Source organism: Streptomyces sp. SAI-170 (assembly GCF_049739565.1).
Lineage (GTDB): Bacteria > Actinomycetota > Actinomycetes > Streptomycetales > Streptomycetaceae > Streptomyces.
This window is the reverse complement of sequence record NZ_JBMGQD010000001.1, coordinates 202031-224973: the sequence shown is the minus strand read 5'-3', so window position 1 is coordinate 224973 and position 22943 is coordinate 202031. Positions and strand designations below refer to the sequence as shown.

The window sequence follows — 22943 nt, the reverse complement described above, 5'->3', positions numbered from 1 at the left end:
GCCTGGTCCTGCCCACCAACCGCGCCTGTTCCCCGATGATCTCGGCGATCGGTGCGGAAGCGGCTTACGCGGCCCGGCACTTCGGCGTCGAGGTGCACCTGCTGATCCTCGACTCCTGCGACGAGCGGACCCACGCCGAGCACGCGCGGACCGTCGCCGCTCTCGCCCCGGCCCCGCACGTCACGGTCCACCACCTCGACGAGGCCCGCCAGCGGGACTTCCTGCGCGCCGTCATCGACCGTGCCCGCGTCCCGAAGCCGGACCTGATGCTCGACCTGATGCTGCCCTCGGAGGTCTCCTACGGCGCCTGCACCAACCGCGCCTTCCTGATCGCCGCCGCCCTCGGCTGCCGCTCGGTGCACCGCCGCGACTCGGACTCCCGCTACCAGACCAAGGACGGCGTCCCGGTCTTCCCGGTCCACCCCGAACTGACCGCACTGGGCAGGCGCGCCGCCGAGGTCGCGGGCGAGGTGTCCCAAAAGGACCTGGACCCGGCGTACGACGGCCGGCCGGTGTCGATGGCGGGCGGCTCCTTCATCGGCGAGCTCTCCGTGGACATCGCCGAGATACGCGCGCTCGACCCGGACGTCTATGACAACGTCGTCGGCCTGTGGGCGCCCGGCCACTGGACCGCGGAGCGGAAGCGACAGCTGGTCGCGGAGTCCTTCACCGGCGCCGGGACCGCCCCGTACACCGAGGACCGCACCCAGCTGACCCTGGTCGACCCGATGCGGGTGGACATGTGCAACATCGGCTTCGAGCACCGGGTGTACGAGCGGATGCCGCTGCCGCCCGCCCGGAACACCATCGGCAGCGACTACTTCCACATCCACCTGGTGCACGACGCCACCCTCCCCGGCGTCCTGCACAACCGGCACATCGAGAACTTCCACACCCCGGAGCGGCGCACGCACACCGGCTTCACCGCCTACCAGACACGCTTCGTGAAGTTCCTGCTGTCGATGCTCTACTTCCACTTCGTCTACGACCGCATGGCCGCGACCGGAGCCGCCCTCCTCGACGACCGGCAGGAGATCCGCGCGGACGCGGTCGTCGCCCTCCTGCGCGAGAGCACCGGCCTGGACCGGACCGAGAACGAGTGGCGCCTGGACCAGGTCGACCGGGCCTATCGCCGACTGGGCGGCAGATACGCGCAGTTCGCCGCGGAACTCCGCCCACGTCGGGCCCGGCTGCTCGACGAGGTCCGGCAGGACATGGAGGACTTCGCGCTGCTGACCGAGTCCTGGACGCCCCTCGTCCAGTCCGGCCGCGGGCTTCTCGGAGCGACCCCGTGACCGGGCGGCTCAGCCCCCGCCTGCGCGCGGCACTCGCCGCCGCCACCGACGACCGGGTGGTGTACGACCTCGTGGGCATCGAGACCCAGTACGACGGACTGCTGCGGGAACTGCCCGGCCTCGCCGTCCGCTTCGCCGTCAAGGCCTGCCCGGTCGAGGAGGTGCTGACCTGCCTCGCCGACCGGGGCGCGGGCTTCGACGCCGCGAGCCCCGGTGAGATCGCGCTGGCCCTGCGCACCGGGGTCCCCGTGGACCGGATCCACTACGGCAACACCGTCAAGTCCGACACCGACATCGCCGAGGCCCACCGGCTCGGTATCCGGGACTTCGCCACCGACAGCCTGGCGGACGTCACGGCGATCGCCGTCCACGCCCCCGGCTCCCGCGTGTTCTGCCGGCTGGCCATGGGCGGACAGGGCGCCTTGTGGGGACTGAGCCGGAAGTTCGGCTGCTCGGCGCAGGACGCCGTACAGGTATTGGAGGCCGTGCGGGCGACGGGCCTGACCCCGGCCGGGCTCTCCCTCCACGTCGGCTCGCAGCAGATGACCACCGCGGCCTGGCGGCTGGCCTTCGACTCGCTCGCCGAGGCGCTGACGGCGCTGCACCGGCGCGGCATCGTCCCCGACCACGTCAACCTCGGCGGCGGACTGCCCGCCCTCGGCTACGTCGACCGGCGGGGCATCGCACTCGAACCCCCGCTGGACAAGATGTTCGTGGTGATCCGCGAGGGCGTCGAGCGGCTCAGGCACCTGTCCCCGGCCCCCTTGTCCGTGGTCATGGAGCCGGGCCGGCACCTGGTCGCCGACCACGGCGCGATCAGGGCGCACGTCTCCCGGCTGACCGAGCGGGGCCGGCCCGACGGCGAGCGGGTGCGCTGGCTCTACCTGAGCTGCGGGAAGTTCAACGGCCTGTACGAGATGGATCAGTTGGGCTACCGGCTCGTCTTCCCCACCCACAGCGCCGAGTACGTGCCCGCCGTCGTCGCCGGTCCCACCTGCGACAGTGACGACGCCTACCCGAGCGAGCACCCCCGGGTGCCGGTGCCCAGAGCGGCGGCCTCGGGCGACCCGGTCTGGGTGCTGTCCGCCGGGGCGTACGCCGTCAGCTACCTCACCCAAGGGTTCAACGGCTTCCGCCCGCTGCCGCACAGCACCACCCGCCAAGGAGCCTGAGCCATGCCCCACCGTGTGCGCATCCGGGCGGTCGGCGCCGCCGACTGGCCCGGTGTGGCGGCCCTCGAAGCCTCCGCCTACCGGGACAGCTCCCTGCTGGAGGGCCGGGCCACCCTGGAATCGCGCGGCCGCGCCTCGCCCAGCACCTGCCTCGTCCTGCATCTCGACGGCCGACTCGCGGGCTATGTGCTCGCGTTGCCCTACCCGGCCTTCCGCTACCCCGACCTGAGCCGCCCGGAGCGGACCGTCTTCCGCTCGACCAACCTCCATCTGCACGACCTCGTCGTCGCCGAACCGCTGCGCGGACGGGGTCTTGGCAGCCGTCTGCTGCACCGGCTCACCGCCACCGCCTCGGCACAGCGCTACCGGCGGATCTCGCTCATCGCGGTCGGCGGGATGGAGCCGTTCTGGGCGGCCCACGGCTATCTGACCCACCGCGAGGTCGAACTCCCCGCGAGCTACGGCGAAAACGCGGCCTACATGTCGACGGCACTCCACGACGCGCGCGCGGGGGCCGAAGCAACGATGCGCAGAAAGCAGGCTGATGACCGTGTTCCGCGTCCCTGGTGACCTGTTCCGGGCCCCTGGCGAGTTCCGCCGCGCCCAGTCGGCCATAGCGGCACTCTTCTGTCTCCTCGGCTTCCAGTACGCCACCTGGGCCGCCCGGCTCCCGGCGCTGAAGACCCGGCTGGACATGACCGAGGAGGAACTCGGGCTGCTGCTCATGGCCTGCGGCGCCGGCGCCGCCGCTTCCTTCCCGCTGGTCGCGGTGCTGATGCGACGGCTCGGCTCCCGGCGGCTCGCCTGCGTCTCGGCCCTGTGCCTCGGCGCCCTGCTGCCGGCCCTGGCCACGGTTCCGAACTACCCGCTCGCGCTGCTGGTCATCTGCCTCGACGGAGTCGCCGTCGGCTGCCTCAACGTCGCCATGAACGCCCAGGGCGCCACCCTGGAGGCCCGGTTCCGCCGCACCGCCATGTCCCAACTGCACGCCACCTTCAGCGCCGGCTCCCTCGCCGCCGCGCTCCTCGCCTCCGGCATGAACCTCGTGACCTCCGCCGTCACCGCCCACTTCATGGCCGCCACCGTCCTGCTGCTGCTCCTCCTCGCCTACGCACAGCCCCGCCTGCTGACCGACGAAGAGCCCGCGAAGCCACGGGAGGCGAAGAAGCAGGACCGCCGCAGCCAACTGCTCCTGCCGTCGGCGCTGACGCTGTGGATGGGCTGCGCCATGGCCTTCGGCACCGTCACCGAGGGCGCCATGAACGACTGGTCCGCGCTCTACCTGAAGGACGTCGTCAAGGCGCCCGAGCATCTGGTGCCCATGGGCATCGCCGTGGTCTCGGTGGTGATGGTGCTGGCGCGGCTCATGGCCGACAGCTGGCGCGAACGCTGGGGCGACGCCCTGATCGTCCGCCTCGGCAGCGCCCTCGCGGGCACCGGACTCGCCCTCGCCCTCCTGGCCGGCGGCGTGCTGCCCACCCTGCTCGGCTTTGCCTGCGTCGGCCTCGGCGTCGCCGCCGTCACCCCGTGCGTCTACGTCGCGGCCGCCGCGCGCGGCCCCGAGGCCCTGGCACTGGTCGCGGCGATGGGCACCACAGGGCTGCTCGCCGGACCGGCCCTGATCGGCTTCGTCGCCGGGGCCACCAGCCTGGTATGGGGCATGGCCGTCGTCGCGGCCTGCGCGCTGACCGTGTCCCTGTGCGCGACCCGGATCCACTGGTCCAGGCCCACCGCCGAACCCGTGACGGCGACGACCTAGTACGGCAACGGTGCTTGCCGTGGACCGCCGCCCGGCTCAGGTCACAGGTGGGGTCACTCTGCCGGGCCGGGCGGCGCAAGGTCGACGAAGTGCCGGGGGTGAGGACGGACGAGCCGTGAGAGAAACAGGCCCACGCCCGCCGAACCGGTCGCGTAGTCATGCGAGATGCGGGTGAGCCATCGGCCCGGGAAGGCCGTGCCGTCCTCCCCTTCGATCCTGAACCACAGTAGGGTCTCGGCGATGTCGAACGCGTTGCGGCGGTAACGCTCCTCGCCGGTGAAGACGTACATGTCCAGCATGAACTCGCCGATGCCCGAGAGACCTTCGAACAGCCCTGGGACGAAGGCGTACTTGACGTACGTGTCGTCCGCGATGCACCGGGCGAGTTCGCCGTAGCCTTCGATGCCGAGCGACGGGCCGGGGAACGACCTCCAGGTGTAGCAGCATGTCGTACTCATGGCGCAGCACATCGACCGCGCCCCACACGCGGTCCTCGCTCGTCCAACAGTTGGTGAGCCGACGGGCTCCTTGACCACGACCGGCTCCAGAGTGACCTTGTCCGTGCCGTGATACACGCCGCCCGCGTTGGAGAAAGATGAGCGCCCCCTTGATGAGGTAACGGTCGTTCAGAACGATGCCGCGCGAGTCCCCCTCGGTCTCCTCCTCGAAGGCGTCGGCCTGCGCGGCGAACGGGTCGCGGGACACAGTGGGGCAGATGAATCCCGCACCCCGGTCACCGCGTCGGCACCCGCACCGTCGAAGCCCCCGACGCGTCGATCTGCGCCCGCGACCGGAGGACGTCCACCAGTGACTGCTCGGGTGAACGGCCCGCCGCGACCAGGGCGAAGAACGCCTTGACGTCCTCGAAGAACGGCGACGGCGTGCCTACGGCCGTGCCCTCTCCACTGGCGGTGATCGTCACGGGACCGATCGGCTGGTCGGTGATCTCCTTGCCCCACATCGCACGGTTGGCGTTGCGTTGCAGCGCGGACGCCAGGTTGTGGTCGGCCTCGGTGAAGCCGGGTACACCCTGCTCGATGGCGAGGGCGTCGCCGTGGTTGGGGTTGCCCGTGCGGGAGGTCTGCCCGGCGGGGGAGTTGGCGGCCGACTGGTGGATGTGGTGGCCGCCGATGTCCCGGTACGGGGCGATGTTCGGGCCCGCAGTGGAACCCCCGGACGTCGAGCCGTTGGCGCCGTTGCCGCCGGTGGCGGCCCCCGCGGCGTCGGAGGTGGCGGCGGGACTCGGCTCGGGCTGCACACCCGGACTCGCCCCGGTCGCCGACGAACTGTTCGGCTCCGGCGGCGGTTTGACGGACTGGTTCGGCTCCTGGGACTGCCCACCGGACTCGCCCGAACCGCCGGACGCCCCGCCACCCCCGCCCCCGCCCGTGATCGCGCTGACCACGGGAACCGCGGTGGCCATGAGCGCCGGCGCGATGGCCTCGGTGTTGGCGACGACGTTCGGCAGGCTGAATCCGAAGTCGAAGCTCGGCCGGGCCAGTGCCGCGCTCCCGTTGGCGCTGACCGACACATCGGCGGCGATGCTCGGCGCCGCGCCTCCGCCGCCGCCTCCGAAGGTGATGCCCCGCATGCCGAAGATGGTCGCCACCGCCTCGACCGGCAGCGCACCGAGCTTGCGTGAGCGCTCCTGGTCGCTGAGCACCCTGCCGGTGATCGTCCGGCCCGTCGCCACCTCGTTGGCGGTGTTCACGGTCCCCGCGACACCGAAGGCGGTGCCGGTCACCACCACCCCCGTGACGACGGTGGCCTCGCTCACCCCGAGCGTCGTGGCCGTCGCCGCGAGCAGCGGAGCCGCCGCCGTACCCGCGCTCGCCACGACCACCGCCACCACGGCGACCGTTCCGACGGCGACCGCCGCTCCGATGGCGACGTCCTTCCAGCTGATGTCCCAGGCACCGTTGTCGTCCAGCCGGTTCACCGGATCGCAGGCGGCGTACGCGTACCGGCTCGTCGGACCGCGCTGGCCCGCCGGGTCGCACGACAGCCAGCGCCCCAGCCAGGGAACGTAGTACCGGGCACCGACGGCGTAGAAGCCCGTCTCGTCGTCTCGCTGCTTGCCGAGGAACCCTCGACGGGCCGGAGCGTCGGTCTGCCCGCGCGTGGCCCGCCAGACGGTGGCGCCGTACGGCGAGTACCCCTCGGCCGACAGCAGTCGGCCCTCGTCGTCGAACTCCAGCACCACCGAGCGGAGATGGTCGGTGAGCTGATGCCGCACCCGTCGTCGCGGCGAGCCGTCCTCCACGTCGTTACGGGTCTCGATCCGCGCGAACACCCCGACCCCGTCGCCCACATCGAGGCCCGTACGGACCAGGCCGGCATGGCGGCCGGTGTGAGCCCGGACGAACTCCACGCCGGACAGGAACAGTTCGTCGCGCACCAGCCCACCGCTGGAGCGCCGGGTGGCTTTCCGGGTGCGGACTCCGGTCGCGTCATGGACGTAGTAAGTCCGATCGACGGCCACCGAGCCCGCCTCGCCGTCCGCGTCGACCACCTGGCGCCACGTCGACCTCAGCCGGTCCCGGTGGTCCCACTCCATCCGGGCCAGGTGCGGCATCGCCACCGTGTTCCCGTGGGCGTCGTAGGCGTACGCCTCCCGTGGCCCGTCGGTGCTGGACGTGGCAAGGAGCCGGTTCCCGGAGTCCGCGGCGTAGTGGAACTCCCGTCTCCAGCCGGGGCGTTGCGGATCGCTCCCGCGGTGGGCGATCCGCAGCAGGTTGCCCACGGCGTCGTACGCGTACCGCTCCACGTACCGCCCGACGGCGATCCCGTCCTCCACATGCGCGAACGACCGGTGCCCCCCGGGCCGTGGGCCGCCCGCGTCGACGAGTCCGAGCTGCTCGCGCCCTGTCGCCTCGACCAGGCGGTACAGCGCGTCGTAGCGGTAGGCGGACTCGCCCGTGACGCGCTGATTGCGGAAGAAGACAGGCGGTACGGCGTCGTCCCGCACCAGCAGCAGGTTGCCCGCGGCGTCGTACGTGTAGTGCTGGTCCTGCACACACCTGGCCCCGAGGCAGGTGCGCACCCGGACCAGCCGGAACGTCAGCGGGTCGTACGTGAAGTCGGTGACGAGCCCGTTCCCGCGCTCGATACGGGTGCGCTGACCGCGGGCGTTGCAGCGGATGGCGGTGACGACGTCCGTCCACACCGGTTGCCCGTCGGCGTCCAGCTCGCCCTCGATCTGCACCTGGAGGGCGCGCAGTTGGGTGGAACGGCCGTACCGGTAGCGGGTGACGCTCGGCGCCGAGTCGAGGGCGGGCGAGGTCAGCACGATCGGGCGGTTCATCGCGTCCAGGCGCGTGGAGGCGTCGAGACGCGCGGGTTCCAATTCGACGTCGCCCGCGGCCTCCGACACAGCCCAGTCCAGTACCCGGTCGTAGGCCACGGCCACGCGCCGCGTGGACGACCTCGGGCTGCCCTTGAAGTCGTAGCCGTCGCACACCGCCAACCCGGCCTGGTCGTAGCGCCTGTGGATACGCCCGCGCAGATTGCGCTCCTCGGCGTCCGGCAGCGTCTCCCCGTAGACGACCCGCTCCACGGTCACCTCGGCCTCGGGCCGCTCGGCGTCGGCGCCCGTCACCAGGACGGCGACGGGGCGACGGCCGGCGTCGTAGCGGGTGCGGGAGACATGGCCCCGGGAGTCCCAGGTGCGCAGTTCCTGGTCGAGGACGTCGGCGAGCCGCAGGCGGGTCCCCGAGTCGAGCGCCCAGTGCCGGAGGACCCGGCCGAGCAGGTCGTGGTCGGCACGGCTGACCGCACGCCCCCGCGGATCGTCGTCCGGCATGGCGTCGTGGACGGCGAGCACCTCGCCGGTGATCGCCAGCACCACCCGGCTGTCCACCGCGTGCTGCCCGTCCGTGCGCCGGACCAGCACGGCCCGGCCCAAGGCGTCGAACCACTCCTTGTCCGGGGTGTTCGCATGGGCCGCGCTGGCCCGGGCGGCCTCCTGCTCGGCGTCGCCGAGCCCGCCGTCGATCCGCTGCTCGTACCACGGCCGCCAGTCCGCGGGCAGGAGGCCGGACAGGCCGCGGGTGGCCACGGCGATGTCCGCGTCGTGGCGTGGATCGTCGAGGACGGTGTCCGCCCGGTCCCAGGTGCTCGACCACCAGGCGCCGAACACCCGCTTGGTGTACGTCCCGTCGGGGAAGACGGTCGCGACCAGCCGCTGCGTGGCGTCGTAGCAGCGGACGGTCGACACGCCCTCGCGCCGACCGGGTTCGTAGCGGTGGGTGGAGGTGAAGTACGGCTCGTGGAACAGGACGACGTTCGCCTTGTTGTTGTAGACCTTCCAGCCGCTGGAGATCCAGCCGCCCGGCTCGTCGCTCCGGGTCTTGGCCTGGATCTCCCGCCCGGACCCGTCGACGTAGACGAACTTCTGCTGGAGCGGCGAGGATTCACCCGGTGCCAGGTCGCTCAGGTGCCGTTCGCGCAGGATGGTCCGCACCGACAGCGGCTGGACCACCGGCTCGGACGCCGTACGGCGGACCGCCTCCAGGTCGTAGCAGACGCGCCGGGTCGCACCGAGCAGCAGCCGTTCGGCGTCCTCGACGCCGTCCCCGCCCGGCGCGTCGACGAACGCGTCGTCGAACCCCTCCAGCGAGTCCCCGAGCCGCTCGCCCCGCTTGCCCATGGCCGCCGTCGCCACGACGAGCCCGAGGGTGTCGAGCGCCACGGCGGAGCGGTTGCCGTTGGAGTCCGTCACCAGGACCGGTCTCATCAACCGGTAGTCCAGGCCGGAGTCCTCGCGCACCCCGTCAGGACCGCGCTCGCCGACCGTGCTGCGATTGCCGAGGCTGTCCACCGTGTCGACCGGCAGCAGGTCGTACCGGTCGTAGCGCACCTCACGGTCGGGACTGGTGACGCCGTCCTGGAAGGGATCGCGGTAGCGGCGCGCCCGGAAGAAGTGCTGCCGGGCGTACGTGAGTTCGTGCTGCGCCGCCTCGCCGGGAAAGGCGCCGGCCGGCCCGAGGAAGGTCCGCCCCGACGGCACCCACCACTCGCCGGGGGCGTCACCGGGCACATAGCCGCCCTCGCGCAGGACCGCGTCGAGGTCGTCGGGCGCGAGCACCGGCCGCCCGTCCCGGGTCAGGACCCGGGCCAGGACGTCCTGGGTGAACGCCAGGGTCAGACCGAGCCCGGGAATCGCCCGCCGCCCCGCGCGGCCCGGCGGCAGCAGGGCGAGCGGGTCGGCGCCGCCGAGGTCGTCGGGACGGTACAGGGTGCGGGTGCGCCGCAGCAGCCGGTGCGGCCGGGCGAACGGCGCCCCGGACCCCGTCCAGTCCTCGAACCGCAGCCAGCCGCCCTCGGGCACGACGACGTCCCGCACCTCGATCGTGCTCTGCTGCGCGGGCACCGGCAGCCGGTAGTGACCGGGATCGTCCAGCAGCGGCTCACTGTGCTCGTACCGGACGGCGGTGACCAGGGTCCGCGCCTGCTCCTCCCGGTCGACCCGCGTCGTGAGCTGCGTGTCGGTGGCCAACCGCCCGTAGGAGATGGCCACTTCTTCCAGCGCCTGGCCGAACTCGTTGACGCGCAGGGTGATCGCATGCGTGACCCGCGGATCGTCGCGGTCGCGTTCGTAACGGGACGTCAACTGCTCCCGGGGATGTGCGAGGAACACCGCGTGCCGACCACGGCCGGCCGGCTGCAGCAGCCGTACGGTGAAGTTCCGCTCCAGCACGCTGTACGGCACGGACTCGTGCTCCGAGCCGTCGAGCCCGTACACCTCCTGCCGCAGCAGCATGCCCTTGAGCGCACGGCACGCCTCGCGCTCCTCCTGCGGGGTCAGCCCCTCGGGCAGGACGCTGTCGGGCAGACCGTCGCGGGCACACCCCTCGTCGTACTCGTGCGCCGACTCGCCGCCCGGCCCCCGCACGCCGGTGTGGAACCAGCTGCGGGTGTGGACGGGCGCGACCGGGTGAGAGTTCTCCCAGCCCGCGTCTCCCGCGTCTCCCGCGTCTCTCGCGTCTTTGGCAGCGTCGAAGTCCTCCGTGTCCCACTGGTCGACGACCGCGAAGCCGCGCAACTCCCGCTCCACCGGGTCGAAATACTGGTCGTGGTAGGCGTAGCGCGTGGTCAGCCGGTGCCGGGCCACCACGTCGATCGACTCGACCCGCTCCACCACCTGCACCGGGAACGGCGCCCGCGTGCGCCAGGGCCGCCCTGCGGCCTCGTCCTCGAGGTAGAAGGACGTCGAGGAGCGGTAGTGGATCCGGGTCTCGGCGCCGAGGTTGTTGGTCGTGCGGGTCAGCAGATGCGGCTTGGCGCCCATGAGATCGACGTAGCGCACGGACCGGCCCGCGTTCCCGGGCAGGGGAGAGGTCCAGACGAGGCATGCCGTGCCGTTGCCGAACAGGTCGACGACGTCGCAGTCGTCGACGTCGGTGGCCGGGGGCAGGCCGTGCAGCCGGACCTCGCGGCTGAGGCCGTTGCCGGACTGGTTGAAGTACAGGCGCGGCCCGTCCGGATGGAGGTAGACGATGTCGCTGGTGCCGGTCCCGTCGATGTCCGCCAGGCGCACCCGGCCCGGGGAGAAGCGGTCGTCGGCGTCGAAGCGCGGGCAGTTCTCCAGCAGTTGACGCGCGCCGAAACGGCCGTAACCGAGATTCGGCCAGTAGCACACCTGCGCGCAGCCGATCCGTACGAGGTCCCGCAGCCCGTCGCCGGTCATGTCCGCCAGCAGCAGCGCACCCGAGTCGTCGGTGAACACCACGCGGGTGCCCCGCCACTGCGCCGGATCGACCGGCACCCGCTGCTCGCGGCCGAAGCCCGATGTGCCGAGCCCCTCGTGCCAGCCCAGCTCGTCGGGCGTCAGGCGCAGCACGTCGACGAGCCCGTCCCCGGTGACGTCGACCAGGCGCAGGTCGGCCCCGGGATCGCTGACCAGCGGGCCGGCGAAGGGGCGGAACGGCCGCCAGCCGCCGTGCTCGTCCTGCTCGTACACGCCGGCCGGCGGTCCGGTCAGGTCGACGACGTCCAGGCGGCCGTCCCCGCTGAGGTCGAGCAGTTCCGCCCCAGCGGCGAGGCTCCGGTTCGGCACCCGGGGCACGGGCGCCGGCTCGCCGAAGTGCGGCGCGTCCGTGAGCGCGCTGAGGTTGCGCAGGTAGTACCAGGCTCCCGGATGCTCGGTCAGCACCCCGGGAATGCCCTCGCCGTGCAGGTCCACCCAGCGCAGCCGGCCGGGGCCGTGTGGGAGCCGGGCCAGCTCCCGCGCCTCCACCGTCTCCACCTCGTGCCGGACGGCGACCTGGCTGTAGGCCAGCTCCACCGGCGGGAACGCCTTGCGCCGGTACCCGCCCCCGGGCCGGCGCCGGAAGCGGGCGTGGGTGACGGCGGTCAGCTCCGAGTAGACCGGCCGGGTCGCCTCGTCCGGCGCCGGGGTCGGCGCGTACGTCAGCTCGGTCGCGGCCACGAGACAGTCGCCGCCGACGTCGGACTCCTCGGGGAACGAGTGGAACATCAGCAGCCGACGGCACAGCCGCTCGGTGCGCAGCTCGAAACCGCTGCGGCGTGAGGAGAACGGATCGGGGCGAGGCGACCAGGGCCGGTCCGGCTGCGGGCCCGGCCGCTCCTCGTCGTGGCCGCCGTAGTCGAGCACGAGCGTGAAGTACCACCGCATCGCACGCAGTTCGGCCGTCGTCACGGAGAGCGGGCGCTCCCCGGTGTCGTCCAGGAGGGGGACGGCGTTGCCGTACCGGACGCACCGCAGATAGCGCTGGGCCCGGTCCCGTACGCCGTCGCCGCGGTCGTACTCGTAGGCGATCGCGTTGCCGCGGTCGTCGCGGGTCTGGCTGATCAGCCAGGAGAACACGCGCTCCGGCTCCTCGGGGTCGCTGATCCGGGAGTCGGCGTCGATGCCGTATACCGTCAGGACGTTGTCCGGGGACCAGGAACGCCAGTGCACATCGGCGGGGTCGTCGAGGCTCGTCCAGCGCTCGATCCGGGCGAAGCTCGCCTCCACCCGGGGACGGTAGCCGCGCACCACATGGCCGCCCACCCGCCGGTCCTGCCCGGTGGGGACGAGGTCCTCGGCGCTGGACAGGACGAACACGTCGGACTCGTGTGCGTCGTCGTAGCGGGGCAGCCCCTTGTCGGTGCGGCGCGTGATGGACGGCAGCCGCAGCGAACAGCCGAACCCGAACGGCCCGTTGCCCTGCCCGGTGTCGTAGGCGAGCGACATCTGCGGGCCGAAGCCGTCCCGGCCGGCGGTGAGGAGAACGGGAATCGCGAACGACCCCGTGCCCGTCACCGCGTCCGTGCCGAACTTCTCCCCGATCCCGCGCACCGCCCCGCCGGCCGAGGGCAGTTCCGCCCCGGGCAGCGGATCCTGCCGGGGCCGGACAGGGCCGGACTCGGTGTCGTCCTGCGCCCCGCCCGGGAAGGCGGGCGGGCCCTGGTCCAGGTCGGTCATCGCCCGCTCCGGTCACACTCGTCGACCTCGTAGCTGCACAGCAGCCACAGCCGCGACACCTCCCCGAACTGCGGCGGCACCGTCACACTGCCCAGGTCCGCCTCCCGTGCGCCGGGCACCAGGGTGGGAACGCCCTGTGCGTCGAGGTCGGGCAGCACACCGTGGAACAGCTCGGGCCAGTCACGCGAGGCCACGCACTCCACGACCTCGTACTCCTCGGCCCCCCGACGCCCGGGCGGCCTGAACCGCACCGGGTGGTGCACCGACGGGCAGGCGCCCCCGGCCTCGAGGAAGAACTCCACCCGGCGGATGCGCAAGCCCCGGTTGCCGGGCAGGAACGGGAACATCGCGCGGGACAGCCGCAGCGGCAACCGCCGCTCCTCGTGCTCGGCGGCGCGCGAGAAGGAGGACCACATCTGCGGCAGGTCCTGCTCGACGTCGAAGACGCGCAGCCCGTCCCCGGGCAGCCGCCTGCGTGCCTCCCGCCGCGCCGCCTCCGCCAGGGCCGTGCCGCCCTCCCGTGCCGTGTAGTTCAGGTGGAGGACGACATCGGTCACGCTCGACAGGTCGAACTGGTTGTCGTCCTGGGGGAGTTCGAGGAGCCAGCGGCTGACCGCGCCCTGGTACTCGAAGTGCAGATAGCGCTCGTCCTGGAAGCGGACCTCGAACATGCCGCTGTCGTTCTGGCCGCTGGAGGTGGCCACCGCCTCCCGGGCGGCGTACCGGCGCACCGCACGCGGATCCTCGGGGAGCAGGGCGTAACCGCCGTGGCCGCAGCCCGTGTCGGAGTCCTCGCAACAGTCCCCACAGCCACACCCGTCGGCCCGCGTGGAACAGCACGGCGCCGGCTCGGGCGTCAGCACCGGACTCACCCGTGTCGTACTCGCCAGCAGCGTCAGCCGCGCGTGCACCCCGGTGTACGGCCCGGCGACACACGGCACCGTCAACGCCACGCTCTTGATCCGGCGCAGATAGTGCCCCGGGTGGTCCCGGTCGAACAGCCACTCCGGCAGCTCGATCTCGCACCGCCCGGTGGCCTGCAGCCGCAGGAACTCCACCGGCGCGTGCAGGCGCAGCGAGATGTGCTTGGTCAGCTCGTACTCGCGCTCGTTGAGATCGAGGTACGCCTGCTCCATCCGGCGCAGCCCGAGCGTGAGCCGCTCTCCGGCGAGCAGCCCCTCGTGCAGCCGGTCCCAGCGCGCGTCGGCGAGGAAGTTCCGCGCGGGCAGGGCGCGTTCGAGCTCGAAGGCGCGCCGCGCCTGCACCGCCGCACGGGCGGCCAGCTCGTACGTCTGCCGGTAGAGCGCGGCCGTCTCCTGCTGCAGCCACAGGAACAGGGCGTGGCCCGTGAGCTTGTCCCGGACGACCTCCTCGGTGATCCTGGCCTGCTCCCAGCGCAGTTGCTGCTCGTCCAGCTCGTGCAGCGCGGCGTCCCGGCGGCGCTCGGCCGCGAGGATCTGCCGCTCGATCTGCTCGATCTCGATGTCGTGGATCTCCACCTGGTGCCGCCACTCGGCCGTACGCCGGTCCCAGCCGGCCTCGGTCAGCCGCTCCGAGGCGGTGATGCCCGCGATCGTCCCGAAGATCCCCGCGATGCGCGACGCTGCCGAGAACACCCCGGCGAGCTTGGTGCCGAGCGGCAGCTGATTGGCGTTGAGCGGGCCCAGGCCGGCCACGCCCAGCCAGATGTCGGGGATGAAACCGAGCGCCTGTCCCGTCGCCTCCAGCGGGATCGCCGTACCGTGGCTGCCGACGGACTGCTCGGTCAGCGACAGGTAGTCGTTCTCGCCCTGGATCAGCCCCGCCTCCACGAGGTCGGCGTAGTAACGGCGGTGGGTGAGGGCGATCTGCTTGGTCTTCTGCAACGCCTGCACTTGCCAGTCCGCGTCCCGCCACTGCAACCGCCGGGTCTGCACCGACAGCGCGTGCAACTGCCGCTCCTGGTCCGCGCGCAGGGCCGCGAGGAACTCGGCGTCCCCGCGCTCGAACGCGCTCTGCAGCGCCACACCGAGGCCGTGCACCTCCGCGGCGAGATCGCGGGCCCGGCCGACCAGGAAGGCGAAACGGTAGGGACTGTCCGGCACACAGACGTCGTCGCAGCCGAGCCGCTCGGTGTTCCCCAGGAACGGCCCGCCCGGCGGCCACAGCGCGGGCAGCCGCTGCGCGTCCAGGCAGGCGCGGATCAGACACAGCCGGTCCTCGACACTGTCGTAGAGCCCGATCAGCCGAGGGTTCGGCGGTGCCGGATGCGGGACGAGCGCGGCGACCGTCGGCGCCTCGCCCGGCGGCGTCGTATCGGCGTCGAGCACCAGACGCGGCCGTCGGCCCAGGATCGCCTTCAGCCCGTCGAAGACCACCCGCGCCTGGCTGAGATCCTCGGGGCTGCCCCCGGCCCGCAGCAGCGCGTCGCCCCACTCCAGCAGGGTCTCGGCGTGGTGCAGCACGATGCTGCGCCGTCGCGCGTCCTGCTCGGAGGCACGCGTGCTGTCCGTGCAGCATCCGCGATGCCTGCGGTCCTCCTCCCGTCCGTGACAGCGCAGCCAGGAGGCGTCCCCGTGGGCGACGTCCGCGGCGAGCCGGTACCAGCCGAGTGCCGCACCGGGCCGGCAGTGTGCGCGCAGCGCCGCCGCCACGGCCGTCGCCGGGGCGTGCGGCGAAGCCGGCACCAGCGGTGCCCCGGGGCTGTGGAACACGAAGTAGGGATACGCGGGCAGCTGTCCCGGGTGCACCGGACCGGCCGGCGGCTGCGGCGCCGGTGGTGCGGCCACGGCCTGCGGCAGTACGACGACGTCGTCGGCCGCGATGTCGTAGCGGAACCCGGGCGGCTGAGCCGCGTGGCCGGGCGGCGCGATGCCGCCGGTGACGACGAGGCGGACGGAGTCGTCGGTGCGTCCGGCGAAACCGAGCGTCGCACCGGCCGTGCAGCGCAGGGCCTCACTGCTGTGGCGGACGGGGCCGAACTCCCCGTGCCGCACCCGGCACCACGCCAGCCGCACAGCATGCGTCTCCGGCCACGCCAGCAGGCCGGGCACCTGGTCGGGCTCGTGCCAGAGCCAGCCCGGGTCCTGCTCGACGCTGTCGTGGAGCCGGGCGTCGACGAGCCAGAAGTAGTACTCGTCGACGTACGGGCCGTGCTCGCAGCCGCAGGTGGCACAGCACGACGACGCGGCGGGGCCCGGCAGCAGGCCGATCGTCCCGGGCCCGGCCGTGACCGCCGGGTCCCCGGCGGCGGCGACCCGCAGGAAGCGGGTACCGAGCCGTACGGGTGCCTCGACCCACCAGGGCAGCTCCACCGCTGCCGGGCTGTCGTCGTCGCCGGGCCGACCGCGCTCGTCGCGCCGCGGGGCCGCCCCCAGCCCGACCGGGCCGTCGCGCGGCGGCTCGTGGTCGCCCCTGCCATGGCCTGGCGGCTGCTGGTCGTCACCATGGCCCGGCGGCCGTTGGTCGTGTCCGCCATGCCCCGGCGGCTGCCCGCCGTCCCCGCCATGCCCCGGCGGCTGCCCGCCGTCCCCGCCATGCCCCGGCGGCTGCTGGCCGTCACCGTCTCCGCCGTCGGGCGGTACGTCGCCGCGGTCGCCGGACGGTGCGTGCACCGCCGCGAGCCACGACGGCCGGGCATGCCGCTGAGGCGTCCCCAGCAGATCGAACCCGTGCCGGGCGGGGTCGACCTCGCGCAGCGTGGCAGGGTCGCGCACCTGGAGCAGCGCCAGGCCCGGGTGCTCCGGTGCGGGCGGCTGCGCCCATACGTCGAGCCCGCCCGGCTCCGGCCGGGTCAGCGTGACCTGCCGCAACTGCGCCTCGAAGAACGCGAACGCCTCACTGCGCCGGGCCAGCGCCAACTCGTCGACGTCGACCCAGTTCTCGCGGTAGAACCGCCGCCGCGCGCACGCCTGCCACACCTGATAGCGCGCGAACTGCGCGTCCCACAACGCGAGGAACCCGGGAGCCGGCACCCAGTCGGGCTCGTGACCGAGCCGCGCCCGGCTGACCAGCGTCTGTACGGCGCTGATGGCGTCGTCGACGCGGCTGACCCGTTCGCACAGTCCGGCTTCGACGTCCTGGAGCAGCAGGTCGCTCAGCTGCCGGGCCTCGCGGACCGGGGTGCCGCCGACGCCGGTGACCCGGTCGAAGCGGGTGAGGTGGGCGAGCAGGGCGGCGCGACCGCGTGTGCGCAGACCGTCGTTCAGGGCGCGCAGATCGCCGTACCGGCGGGGCGGTCCCGCGGACAGATATCCGTCGGCGACGAAGGCGGTGAGGTTGGCGTTGCCGCCGGCCGCCGGGTCGTCCGCGGCCCACAGGTCCGGCCGCGCGGTGCGCACGTCCGCGACCAGGAAGCGGCGCAGCACCCTGCGCAGCAGCAGGTCGGCGTGCCAGACGCGGATCGGCCAGCGCTCGTCCACGAGGTCGTCGCTGACCAGCGCGGGCCCGCCGTCGAACAGCGTGACGAGCGAGGTGCGCAGCAGATCGACGCCGACGTACCGCAGCAGGTCCGCGGGCAGGTCGGGGTGGCCCTCCGCCGACTCGTGGAACAGCAGCCACAGGGGCCGCTCCGGGGAACCCGTCGTCCCGGCCCGCGTGACCGTGTGGTCGAACAGGCGCTCCCAGATGTCGGTCAGCGCCTGCTGCCGGGCGACCGACGGCGCGGCCCGCAGGTCCACGGCCGGATCCGGGGACAGGTAGGGGTCGGCCACCGGCAGCAGGTCGGGGTCGAAACCCGCCAGGTGCACCGCGTAGGCGGCGCCCTCCTTGCGGTAGGCCGCTCCGGAGAACCGGTCCGGGTGCGTGAGCAGGTAGCCGATCTCGGACTGTCCGTCGTCCGCCACAGGGGCGGCGGACAGTCCGAGCCGGTGGGCCAGCAGCAGCGCCTTGAACGCCCGCTGGTAGGTACGGCGTACGTCGCGCAGCGAGCCGGTGTACCGCTCGCGCAGGGCACGCCGCTCGACGTCGGTGAGGTCCTGAAGGCCGCCGTCCAGCGGGCCGGGGTCCTGGGTGCGCCGGTAGAGCCGGTGCTGGGGGAGGGCGACGGGGCGGCCCTCGGAGTCCGGGCCGCGGTAGGCGAGTTCGAATCCGGTCGTGGCCGGCCGTACGTCGTCGGCCTCGGCGAACTCCGGTGCCGGCTGAACGAACTCGATCTCCACGTCGTAGGCGCCGCGGCGCAGTTCGAGTTCGGACGCGCACTCGGGTGCGCCCGTCTCGCCCGGCCAGTGCCGGGCCAGCACCACCCAGACGCGCTGCCCCCGGCGCAGTACGACACGCCAGCGCCGGGCCCGCGCGGCCTCGGGGTCGGGGATCTCGCCGTCCTGCCCGGGCGCACCGGCGTAGAAGGTGTACGCGCCGCCGGTCTCGACCAGCAGGCTGCCGGTCCAGCGGACGGCGAAGCCCTCCGCGGCCCCGAGCGGCTCGCCGGTGGGGTCGCTCAGTGCGAACCCGTTGCGGACCCCGGCGAACCGGCCCTGCCCCGCCGTCAGCGTGGCGTCGAGCCCCGGCACCAGGCCGGGCACGGCGACGGCGGCCTCGTCGCGGCCGGGACCGAACAGCCGTAGTCCGGAGGTGGGCTGCCGCCACACGAGCGGGCCCTCTCCGGACGTGGTGACCCGGCGGTACTCGCCGAGCAAGCCTGTGCCGGTGACCGAGAGCAGGGCGGCCAACGCGGCCCCGTTCACACCGTCCCAGGTCACGGCTGGCGTGGTCCCGGCGTCGTTCTCCCACGGGGCGAGGCCGGCGTTCTCGTCGCCGTGCAGCGCCAGCAGCAGGGCCTTGGCGAGCGCGGCCGTCCCTTCGCGGCGGTGTCCCGTCGCCGCCTCGACGTGCCCCGCGAGATGGTCCGCGACGACGCGCGCACGCGCCACCGCCCGGCGCACCGAGCGGGCGAAGAAGGCGAACCGCTCCCGTTCGTCCTCCTCGTGCACGAGGAGACGCAGCGCGGCCTCGGCGTCCTCGAAGAGGAACGCGAACGGCGTCAGGTCGGCTCGCGGTCCCGCGAGCAACTCCCGTACGGCGTGCTGCTCTTCGGGGCGCAGCTGACGGATCCGGCCCAGCTTCGCGGCCACCGCCTCGTCCCGCAGCGGGAGCCCGGCGGTGAGCCGGCCGGCGGCATGACGGAACGGGCCGTCGGGCGGGGTGTTCCACATGGCGGGCGGCGAACCGGCCAGCGGGGCGCTCCAGCGCCGGTCCTCGACCGGTACGACGATGCCGTCGTCCTCCAGCAGCGAGGGGAAGAAGTGTGCCCCGAGCCGGTACAGCGGGTCCGCGCCGGGAGCGCTCGTGTAGCCGAACTCGGTGCGCAGGGCGGCGTCGATCTGCGTCCACGACCAGTCGGCGGCATCTTCCGTGTCATCGACGGCGAGCAGTCGCTCGCGCAGCCGCCACAGCGAGTTGGCCGTGTCGTCGTCCGGCAGCGTCAGCGGATCGTCCCGCGTCTCGTTGGGCGACGGCAGGCTGAACGGGTCGTCGCCCTGGGCGTGGTCCCGTACGGTGAACAGGAACAGCAGTTCGCCGACCCCGAGTTCGCTTGCGTACAGCTTGGCCAGCACCTCGGCGAAGCGCAGTGTGCTGGTGGGGCGTGCGTGCCATCGCGCCTGCGGGTCGGCGGGGTCGAACCCGGCGAGCACCGACAGCGGGTCGAGGTTCTCGGCGAGGATCTCCAGGAACCTCGCGGGGCGGGGCCGGCAGCCGAAGCGCCGCACGGCGTGCTCGCCGGTGTGCTTCAGCAGCGCGCCGACCGCCCAGTCCCAGTGCGGGTCGTCCGGCCCGGCCCACAGGGCGAGCAGCGGGCTGCGCCCGGTTCCCGGCGGGGTCCCGGCCGGGGGTTCGTGGCCGTGCGGCGCCAGGGGCAGTCCGAAGTGGCGGCGCAGGAGTTGCAGCGCGGCCAACTGCCGGGCGAAGTCGGGGACGGGGGAACCGTCAGCAGCGAACAGAGGCAGTACGGCGACCACATCGGCCAGTTGATCGAAGCCGAAGGCGGGTGTGCAGGCGCGGTTGAGGATCCGCCACAGGCGTACGACGACCGCGAGGCGGCGCAGGTCCGCCAGGAAGAGGTCGAGCACGTAGTCGTCGAGCCGACAGGGCTCGCAGTCGGGGAACGCGGGCTCCTCGGCTTCTTTCGCTGTACGGTCCTGGCCCTCCTCGCTCCGGCGTCCGAACGGGACGATCCCGCTGCGCCACAGGTCGAGGAAGTCGCACCAGTCCAGGCCGGTCGCCTCGAGGAACCGCGGCAGCCGGACGACGAGGTCCGTCCAGGAGCGGTCGTTCTCGGTCTGGCGGGCGAACCCGTAGTACTCCCAGACGGGGGTGCCCTTCCTCGGGCTGGTGGTCGGGCCGGGGGAGAACAGCAGGGCGTGTTCCTGCGGGCTCATCCCGAGGAACTCCAGGGCGACGGGCAGCCGCAGCGGGTAGCGCCACAGGGTGCGGCGGAACTCGGCGGGTTCGGCGGCCGGGTCGATCACGAACTCGGTGATGTCGCGGCGGAAGGCCCGCATGACCTCGTACCGGGAGGTGCCCAGCACGTCGAGGTGGCTGCGCGCGATGTCCAGCGCCTGGTGGTAGGGCAGGAGCGGATGGCTGACGTCGGTGGCGAGGGGCGTGTACGTGGCGCCGGCCGGCAGCGGCACCGCGGGGGTGGAGTGCTCGGGCCGGGCCGCGAGATCCTCGTCGGTGAGATCGGCGGAGGTGTCGTGGACGGCCCCCTTGCCCGTCCCCGGGCTGCCGGCGAGGGCCTCCAGGGACTCGTCGACCAGGTCGACGACGGGGATCGCGGTGCCCAGGTTCGCGGCGGTGGCGCGCAACTGGTCGACGGGACCGCGGCGGGCCACGACGAGGTCGCCGAGGGTGGGCGGCGCCCCGTCACCGTGCGGTGTGCCGTCCGGGTGGTGGCAGTCGGCGGTGAGCGGGAGGGCGAGCAGGGCCTTGAGGTAGGCGACGGGGCCGAGCGCGGACAGGTGGTCGGGTGGCCGGCAGTCGACGAGGCAACCGTCGGGATTGACCGGCACCGGCACCTGGCCGTCGCCGCCCGGCTCCGGATCGGGGGACGGGCCACCGGCCGCGGAGCCGAGGACGTCGGCGTAGTCGACGGCGACGGTGCCGACCAGGGCGTCCCGCAGGCCCTGTCGGGTACGGGCGGCGACCTGCGCGGCGCTGGTGAAGCCGCGGGCGTAGAGGGCCTCGGCGATCGAGAAGCGCAGCGGTGCCGGGACGACGGCGACGAGCCGCATGAGGTCGTCGACCGTCGCGATCGCGGCCGCGAGCCACTCCCGCCCACGCGTGTCGGTCGGGAACAGGGTGTTCCCGACGTCGTTCAGCGCGTCCTGGACGTGTCCTGGGTCGTTGGTGCCGCCGAACACGAAGTCGGCACCCGCGCGGGCGTGGTAGGCGGCCGTGAAGCGGTTGACGGGATCGCCGTCGGGCACCCGCAGCAGCGGTGGCGCGTCCGGGGCGTTGTCGGGGGCGGCCTGGACCGCCGAGGCGAGGACGAAGAACTTACGCACCTCCTGGATGAACGCCTGCAGCCGTTCGTCCAGGGAACCGGGCCGGGTGAAGTCGGGCAGAGTGCCGGGCCAGGACGCGTCGCCACGGAAGAACGCCTCCCACGCGGCCGCTGTGATCCGGGAGAGGGCGGGCGCGTCGGCGGGCGCGAGCGTGGCACGGATCTTCGTCCGCAGCGGGGTGTTGCCGGGCTGGACGACGTACCCGCGGGTCAGCGCCGTGAGCACGAGGTCGAGGTGACCGCTCGCGTGGGTCGTGACGATGGTGTCCCAGAAGCCGGTGTCGATGTCGACCTGGGTCACCGCGAGCCAGCCGGTGACCAGCGCCAGGACATCGCCGGTCGCGGCGATCCGCGGCGGCTTGCCCGAGGTGTCCCCGAGGGCGCGCAGCCGGCGTACGGCCTGAGCGATGGTGACGGCGGGGGCGTCCGCGACCGGTGGCTGACCGGCGGGGAGCGGTGGCGGGGAGGCCGGGGGCTGCTCCTTGATCACCCCGGTGTCCTTGGCGGCCTTGAGCATGACGCGCAGCCGCTCGGTGTCCGCGAGGAGGGCGGACCGGTAGCGCTGCTCGGCGTCGAAGGTGACGGGCAGGCCCGCGCCGAGCGCGTAGAAGTAGCGCGCGGGCACGGTGAACCGGGCGTTCGCCGGGAGGTTCGTCACCAGGGCCCGCGCGGTGGTGTACCGCTCGCCGGTGCCGGTCTGCCCCGGCAGCACGGGGAACGTGAGGGCCGCCTGGGTGGTCTTCGTCGTCCGGTCCTCCGCGTCGACCGCCGTGGTGAGGGCGTAGACATAGCTCGTCAGGCGCTCGGCGTCCGCGTCGCCCTGGGCGTAGTACGAGGTCAACTTGGCCTCGAACTTGCCGCGTTCGGCGTCGTCGGCGGTACTGACCGGCGTGGTGTACAGCTTGCCGAGGTCGGTCGTGCCGGGCACCGGCATCGGCCGGAACTTCTGGTTCCAGACGATCTCACGGGCGACGTGCCGGGCCTGCGGCACACTGAGCCCGGTCAGGGAGACCGGCCCTCCAGGGTCGTGTCCCAGCACCCGGGCGACGGCGTTCAGCAGCCCGTCGTACGCCGGCGGGCTGCCGTCGGCGGGCAGTTCGACGTACGCGTCGGCCGGGTCGATCTGGGTGCCGGCCGGGGGTACGGCGAGGTACAGCGAGGTCGGGCCGATGCCGGGAAACACCCCGCGGTCGACCGGGATCGACCCGGTGGCCTCCGGTACGTTCATGAAGATCCGGCGGACGAGGATGACACCGCCGCCCCGTGACACCTCCACGCGCAGATCCCGTGTGCCGTGCTCGGGACGGCCCGCGGGCGGGTTCGGCGGGGCGATCTCGAAGAGCGCGGTCGCCGAGGCCAGCCGCTCGAACACGCCCGACAGCGGGCTGGTGAGCCGGAAGTGCTGGACGATTCCCGTGTTCGGGTGCGGCAGTTCCGGATGCAGCGGATCCAGCGGAGCCACGTAACTCGCGGGATTGCCGATCTGCGCCTCGCCACCCGACGTGGACAGATCGAACACACGGATCGTCAGCCCGTTCAGTGCCGACGAGAAATCCGAGCCCGAGACCGGGTCCCCCAGGGGGTGCAATCGAACCACGACCAGCGCCATGTGCACCTCCAACGTCCCGGCGTCACCGGGTAGATGTGGGGTTTACGCATGTCGGACTGTATCGGCGCAAGACAGGCGCTGAGTAGCGTTTTCTGAAAGGTCGTCATTTTTAGCCCCGTTGATCAGTGTTGCCCGACTTCAAAGGCGCGCCGAATCGGTTCGCTTTCACTTGATCAACCGGCCTGTCAGTCCGGTTCC

General features: G+C 73.0%; 7 protein-coding genes. 4 read left to right on the top strand and 3 right to left on the bottom strand.

The annotated features are described in order from the left end of the window. Positions 1–35: 35 nt before the first annotated feature. The 4 genes from RKD23_RS01025 to RKD23_RS01010 are packed head-to-tail and all read left to right on the top strand — an operon-like array spanning position 36 to position 4226. Positions 36–1295, top strand: a complete 1260-nt coding sequence (locus tag RKD23_RS01025) for a DUF6271 family protein (RefSeq protein WP_424858134.1) — start codon at positions 36–38, stop codon at positions 1293–1295. After that, positions 1292–2467, top strand: coding sequence for a type III PLP-dependent enzyme (locus RKD23_RS01020; RefSeq protein WP_424851794.1), 1176 nt, complete (start codon positions 1292–1294; stop codon positions 2465–2467). The genes RKD23_RS01025 and RKD23_RS01020 overlap by 4 nt, the downstream gene beginning before the upstream one ends. A gap of 3 nt (positions 2468–2470) precedes the next feature. Next, a complete protein-coding gene (locus RKD23_RS01015) occupies positions 2471–3037 on the top strand; it encodes a GNAT family N-acetyltransferase (RefSeq protein WP_424851793.1) in 567 nt (188 codons plus the stop codon). Next, on the top strand, positions 3012–4226 hold the full coding sequence (locus RKD23_RS01010) for an MFS transporter (protein WP_424851792.1): 1215 nt from the start codon (positions 3012–3014) through the stop codon (positions 4224–4226). The genes RKD23_RS01015 and RKD23_RS01010 overlap by 26 nt, the downstream gene beginning before the upstream one ends. Positions 4227–4279: 53 nt before the next feature. Here RKD23_RS01010 and RKD23_RS01005 read toward each other — a convergent pair whose 3' ends face one another. The 3 genes from RKD23_RS01005 to RKD23_RS00995 form a co-directional block, all read right to left on the bottom strand. Continuing rightward, positions 4280–4684, bottom strand: coding sequence for a hypothetical protein (locus RKD23_RS01005; protein ID WP_424851791.1), 405 nt, complete (start codon positions 4682–4684; stop codon positions 4280–4282). Between the two features lie 275 nt (positions 4685–4959). After that, positions 4960–12654: a SpvB/TcaC N-terminal domain-containing protein gene (locus RKD23_RS01000; protein WP_424851790.1), complete on the bottom strand. Its 7695-nt coding sequence runs from the start codon at positions 12652–12654 to the stop codon at positions 4960–4962. Beyond that, positions 12651–22745, bottom strand: coding sequence for a neuraminidase-like domain-containing protein (locus RKD23_RS00995; RefSeq protein ID WP_424851789.1), 10095 nt, complete (start codon positions 22743–22745; stop codon positions 12651–12653). The genes RKD23_RS01000 and RKD23_RS00995 overlap by 4 nt, the downstream gene beginning before the upstream one ends. Between the last annotated feature and the right edge of the window lie 198 nt (positions 22746–22943).

Coding starts and splice junctions, on each gene's coding strand:
- RKD23_RS00995 (WP_424851789.1), bottom strand. CDS start 22,745: ATGGCGCTGGTCGTGGTTCGATTGCACCCCCTGGGGGACCCGGTCTCG.
- RKD23_RS01025 (WP_424858134.1), top strand. CDS start 36: ATGATCTCGGCGATCGGTGCGGAAGCGGCTTACGCGGCCCGGCACTTC.
- RKD23_RS01000 (WP_424851790.1), bottom strand. CDS start 12,654: ATGACCGACCTGGACCAGGGCCCGCCCGCCTTCCCGGGCGGGGCGCAG.
- RKD23_RS01005 (WP_424851791.1), bottom strand. CDS start 4,684: ATGAGTACGACATGCTGCTACACCTGGAGGTCGTTCCCCGGCCCGTCG.
- RKD23_RS01010 (WP_424851792.1), top strand. CDS start 3,012: ATGACCGTGTTCCGCGTCCCTGGTGACCTGTTCCGGGCCCCTGGCGAG.
- RKD23_RS01015 (WP_424851793.1), top strand. CDS start 2,471: ATGCCCCACCGTGTGCGCATCCGGGCGGTCGGCGCCGCCGACTGGCCC.